This window comes from Chryseobacterium sp. VD8, from assembly GCF_037149975.1.
GTDB classification, from domain to species: domain Bacteria; phylum Bacteroidota; class Bacteroidia; order Flavobacteriales; family Weeksellaceae; genus Chryseobacterium; species Chryseobacterium indicum.
Genome location: NZ_JBBCQL010000268.1, coordinates 1 through 5,631, shown reverse-complemented (window position 1 = coordinate 5,631; position 5,631 = coordinate 1). Strand labels below are relative to the sequence as shown.

The window sequence follows — 5,631 nt, the reverse complement described above, 5'->3', positions numbered from 1 at the left end:
TTTCTTCAGTTGTTATGGAATGTAAAATAGCTTTGTTTTCATCTACAATATTATGGGAAAATTTAATAGCTGAGATATTTTCATATTGTATCTGAGGCAGATTTTTATAAAATTCTTCCACAAAGTTTTCTGAAATAATGTCATCATCACCTAATATCTGGAACCAGTCTTCTTTAACATTTTCCAGAATTCTTTCCCATTGCAATGCCAGGTTTTTTCCTCCTAAATTATCATTGTAATCAAAATAAAAATAAGAGAAATCACTCAAATATTTTTCAATGAGTGGCAAGGGATCATCGGGGCTTGCATCGTTCCCAATATACAATACAAAATCTCTGTTGCTTTGTGCTGCAACAGATTGTAAGGTTTCTTCAAAGAAATCTATTTTGTAGTATGGGATAACAATGGCAAGGCGACTCATTATTGTGTAATAGTAAATTTAAGAAGTGGCAAATATTTTCTGCGACCAATTTTAAATATGGGAAAAAACTTTAAAATTTGAATAAGAGTTAAAAGATTTTTAGGATGATATTTGAAATAATCACGAACAAATCTTTCATACATCTGATATTCAAGATCTTTATTTATTGTAATATTAAAATTACTGCCAAGTTTATTTCTTGTATAGATATTGCTTTCCAACCATTTATGATCAGGATTTCCTTGAGAAAAATGTTCAATAAGGATCTCTGAAGTAACATAATTTTGATACTGTGAAGAAATACGCAGGCTTAGTTCTGTATCATATCCGTGGTATCCTTTTAGATTTTCATCAAATTTAAATTTGTTGAAGATAGATTTTTTTATACCTAAAAAAACACCATCTACTGCGATTACTTTTTCTTTTTTAGTTTCGAAGGTCTTTTCTACTATTTTACTTCCTCCTTTTTTATGTTGAATTATAGAAATTTTTGCATTATTCATTGTAGTAAACCAACCATAAGGAGCCGCCGGGACGTATGTACCGCCTGCTATTCCTATTATCCCTGTTTTTGCTTCAGATAAGCTTAATATAAGAGGTTTCCCCCAATTCATTGTCGATATCAATATATCTTCATGTATAAATAGCAGATTGTCATATTTTGCTTTTTCGGCACCTTTGTTGTAAGCTTCACAAATACCCATTAGAGCAGGGTTTTCTATTTTGATTATTTCAAATTCCACACCGCAGGTTTCCGCAATGTTTTTTTCGAGTGCAGCGAAATATTGGGGCTGGTAGGATGAGATGATGATGGAAAGCATTATATATTGTCAATTACGTTATAGATAGTTATCATAGAATTTTCCTTTGAAAATTGATGAACATTGTCTTTAATTTTTAATAACGATTTTTCACGAAATATTTTATCATTGTGAGTTTTTATTATTATATCTGCAAATTGATCAATATCTAAATAATCTGCAAGCAAGTTAGTGCCATTCAAAAATTCTTCTACACCACCAGAGTCTTTAAAACCAACAATTGGCTTGTTAAACTCTGCAGCTAAATGCATTACTAATGGAAAAGGATCTTCTCTTGAAGGGAGTAAAAAACAGTCGAAAATGTTAACGTAATCATTCGGATTTTTAGTGTTCTCAACAAAAATAACTTCTTCCTCAACATCTAATTTTTGTGTATCTATTTTTGCAAATCTCACAAAAGGATTTGAATCATTTCCACCGATATTAAAAATCTTAAATTTAAGATTTGGAGTTTTTTGTTTTATTTTTTTTGCTAACAAAGGTACTAGCTCGCTGCCTTTTCTTAATTCTTGAGTGCTTAAGGTTCCTAAGATAAATGTATCATCTGAAATATTGTACTGTTGTCTTAGTTCAGATGCTTTTGTCTTTATCTCATTGTCTTTTGATATGAAAGAATATGCAACTGAAATTTTGCCGGCAGGGATTTTATACCTTTGAGTAAGAAAATCCTTTACAGATTGAGAGCCTGCTAATATAGAGTCTAACGAAGATATTTTGCGAGACAGATCATGGGCGTCGTAGAAACTTTCTAATGCAAACTGAAGTTCATGAGTGTATAATATTGTTTTTAGACCTTTTGCTTTAAATTTTTCTAAAATACTTAATGTAGCGACAGTCATCCCAAAAACACAGTCATAATTTTTTGAGGATAATTTCTCGACGGCAGCATTATACAAATCTTCCTGACTCAGTAAGTCATTTTTTAAAACAATAAAACGTCTTAGTATTCTTGTCACAATATTAGGGCGAGGCTGAAAATGTTTTATATTTACAGCAGTTGGTACAAGATCTGTGAAATCTTTTGCCATTGTTCCATTTAGCAGAATAAGTAAATCTACCTCGTACTTCCGTGCATTCTGAATCTCTTTTAGCAATTCTAAAAGTAGGATTGGCGCGCCAGATCTTGTGGCTTCATGCAGTACAAAGAGTATTTTTTTTCTCATACTAAAGTCTCTAATATATGATTTTGATTATTTTTAACAATAGTATTATCAGGAATAGATTTGTGAATAATACAGTTCGCACCTACAATACAATTATCACCAATCGTAACACCTTTAAGCACAATAACATTGCTTCCTAGCCAGCAGTTTTTGCCAATAATAATGGGCGCAGTAGAAAATTGATCTTTAGAGACATTAATGTTGGTGTTTTTAATGATTAAGTGATTGTGGTCATACAATTTCACGCCTTCTCCAAAAAGGGTATCATCACCTATTTCTATACTTTCTAAACAATTAACCGAACAGAAATTATTAAAAAAAACTCTTTTACCTATTGTAAGTTTTGCATTTGGATAAACCAAAATATTACAATAGTCTCGTAAAGAAAATCCTTCACCGATGGAAATATCCCCATATAAGACTCCGTTTCCCTTAAATATATTTGTTTCTTTCTTTTTGAAAGATTCGTGAATATTAATATTAGGATTCGAGGTAAATTGCCACCATTTTTTTTTCTCCTCAAATTCTTCGAGATCAGCTATGAAATTGAAGATTTTTTTGTAAATAAAATTTTTTATTTTTCGAAACATCGAAGTAATTTTTTAATTCTTTATCTTTAGTTTCTTTAAGATTTTAATTTTCAGTATTTTTAATAAATAATTTAAGCTGATATTTTTTTCTAAAAAGGTATGGTCTTTTATATTAAGCTCCAATTTCTTTTTATCTTCAAAAGGTTTTGAAAGGATGACTTTAAAATTATCATATTGTTTTTTTAAATTTTCAAAAACAGTTATGTTGCTTTTAAAATGGCTCATTAAAAGCGTCATGCAAAACATGGCATTTACAGTCTGCTCTATATTGCTTTTTGTGCTCCAAACACCGCTTCCCACTCTGTAAACTGCCATTTCTTCAGGAAAATATTTAATCAATCCAAAAGAAGCATTAATCATGTGAAGCGGATAGTCTCCTATTGGAGAATATTTGAACCACGAAGGTAAAATCTTATCATTATTTCTAAATACAACAGAAGGAGCGTCAATAAAATTTCCTGTAGATAAATCTTCAATTGTAAAGGTTTTTTCGATTGAACCTGAATTAAAATTTTTGTGCTTCGTCTCCCCTCCTGAAATATCAATATATTTTACATTATGAAAACATATACTATATTCTTTGTTTTGCTCTAAAAAATCAACTTGTTTCTGAAGTTTAAGAGGATCTGTCCAGTAATCATCACCATCACATAAAGTAATATATTCACCATCACACATTTCCAATGTGGACATGAAATTTTCTTTACCCGGAATTCCGGTGCCTCTTTTATCCCTCAAATTCAGACGAATCAGATCCGGAAATCTGAAAGCATATTCTTTTACAATTTCCCTTGTTCCGTCTGTTGATACATCGTCGCCAATTACAATTTCAAAATCAAAGTTAGTTTTCTGCATGAGAATTCCATCAATACATTTTGAAATATAATTGATGTGATTGTATGTTATTACATGACAGCTAACTTTTTTTCTTTTAGTTATTCCCATACAGCGAAACCAATTCCGGTCTTTCCAAAACCGTTACCATTGTAAAATAAAATTTTTTTATTATTGGCTACAATTACCGAAGGATATGTCTGCATCGTAGAATCCCAGCCTGAATCCGAAAATTCAATACCGCTTTGAGCATCATTTCGATTCCAGTTTATCCCATCTTCAGATTCTGCATAGCCAATTCTGTAACTTTCCTTACCATCTCTATAATCAAAAGAACCTCTGTAAGTAAACCACATTTTATATTTTCCGTCTTCTATAATCACGGCAGGTCTTGCCGTACACTGATATTTTTCGGCAGGAGGGATACAGGTAATATTGGGACGAACCCAATTGATACCATCTGTAGAATGAGCATATTTAATTTCATATAATGGTTCCGGTTTACCGTCACTTATTACGAAACCTGTACTGGAAGCATACCACATGATCCATTGGTCATTATGTTTAATAACACATGGAGACGCTGTAAAAAACGGCTCATCTCTGTTACGTTCTACAATTGCTCCGGGAAATGCTTTTTCAAATGTTTCCCCATTATCATAACTGATTGCTAATCCTATCGCATTTCTGTAAGGTACCAAAACACTTGCATTCCATCCTACATAATAAAGATAAATACAGGTTTCTGATAACCGCACAACAGAACATGGCATAATTCCTCCATCATCAAATGTTCCTAATTCTCCGGGTTCTAAAACAGGTTTATCATGAATATATAATACTTCTTCAGGATTTTTTGCGGAAACATCAATATAGGTAGGAATGCTTCTTCCTTCTGAGTTTCTTGGAGCATAATAAATTCTTACAACATCTTCATTCAGTAATAATGCTGTAGGTACACATGCATGGGAAACCATCCAGTCGTTGTAATGATCAATATGGTGTATTCTTCCTCTTTTTTGCCACATATTTACCCTTTTGTTTTATGAGAAATACTATCTATATCAATACTCTTATCGTCTCTCATGGTAGATTTTGCACCCAGCCAAATGCTGAATTCAGGTGTGTCTTTTGTAATGATAGCACCCATACCAATTAAAGATGCTTTACCAATATTGGTTTCGTCACGAACTGTGGCATTGACTCCGAAAAATGAATTTTCACCAATTTCACAACATCCTGAAATAACTACATGAGAAGTGATAAATACATGGTCATGAATATTAGTATGGTGACCGATATGGTTTCCGCTCCATAAAACACAATTGTCTCCAATTGTTACAAAAGGCTGAATGGTATTATCTTCAAAAATAAAACAGTTTTCACCTACCGTAAGATCCGGCCATGTGCTTGCTTTGCTGGAAACATAGCTTACACATTTATACCCTTTTGCTTTTGCCTCTTCAAATTTTCTTTTTCTGAGAAAGCTCATTTGCTTAAAACTAATAGGTAAGAACATTTTATATTCAGAAGGCGGATAATGCTTTTCAATCTCTTCAAATGATACAACGGGAAGACCTCTGAACTCATTTTCAGTAATATAATCGCTGTCTAAAGTGAAAGCTACCACTTCATGCGGGGAGTCATGCGTAAAATAAAAATGTGCTAAACTGGCTAACTGACTGGTTCCAAAAATTACAATTTTTTCCATAATGTTATTTTAATTCATATTTATTCAAAATATTTTTTATATCATCAATACTATTGAACATTAGTACGTCAATGATTGATAAGTGGGGAAC

At 32.1% G+C, this 5,631-nt stretch carries 7 protein-coding genes; all 7 read right to left on the bottom strand.

What is annotated here, in order from left to right; all coding sequences use genetic code 11:
* Positions 1-421 (bottom strand): glycosyltransferase family 2 protein (locus tag WFK35_RS19980; protein WP_336734186.1); only part of this gene is annotated, 421 nt, incomplete at its 3' end.
* Complete coding sequence (locus WFK35_RS19975; RefSeq protein ID WP_336734184.1) at positions 421-1,242, bottom strand: glycosyltransferase; 822 nt, start codon at positions 1,240-1,242, stop codon at positions 421-423. The genes WFK35_RS19975 and WFK35_RS19980, both read right to left, overlap by 1 nt.
* Entirely contained in the window at positions 1,242-2,405 is a 1,164-nt protein-coding gene (locus WFK35_RS19970; protein ID WP_336734182.1) for a glycosyltransferase, read from the bottom strand. The genes WFK35_RS19975 and WFK35_RS19970 overlap by 1 nt, the downstream gene beginning before the upstream one ends.
* Positions 2,402-2,995, bottom strand: coding sequence for an acyltransferase (locus WFK35_RS19965; protein ID WP_336734180.1), 594 nt, complete (start codon positions 2,993-2,995; stop codon positions 2,402-2,404). Before WFK35_RS19965 ends, WFK35_RS19970 begins: the two co-directional genes overlap by 4 nt.
* 12 nt (positions 2,996-3,007) lie before the next feature.
* Positions 3,008-3,940 (bottom strand): glycosyltransferase family 2 protein, encoded by a 933-nt coding sequence (locus WFK35_RS19960; RefSeq protein ID WP_336734178.1) that lies wholly within the window; start codon positions 3,938-3,940, stop codon positions 3,008-3,010.
* Positions 3,931-4,857 carry a hypothetical protein gene (locus WFK35_RS19955; protein WP_336734176.1) on the bottom strand — a complete coding sequence of 309 codons (927 nt, stop codon included), beginning with the start codon at positions 4,855-4,857 and terminating at the stop codon, positions 3,931-3,933. Before WFK35_RS19955 ends, WFK35_RS19960 begins: the two co-directional genes overlap by 10 nt.
* 2 nt (positions 4,858-4,859) lie before the next feature.
* Entirely contained in the window at positions 4,860-5,540 is a 681-nt protein-coding gene (locus WFK35_RS19950) for an acetyltransferase (RefSeq protein ID WP_214588285.1), read from the bottom strand.
* Positions 5,541-5,631: the final 91 nt, after the last annotated feature.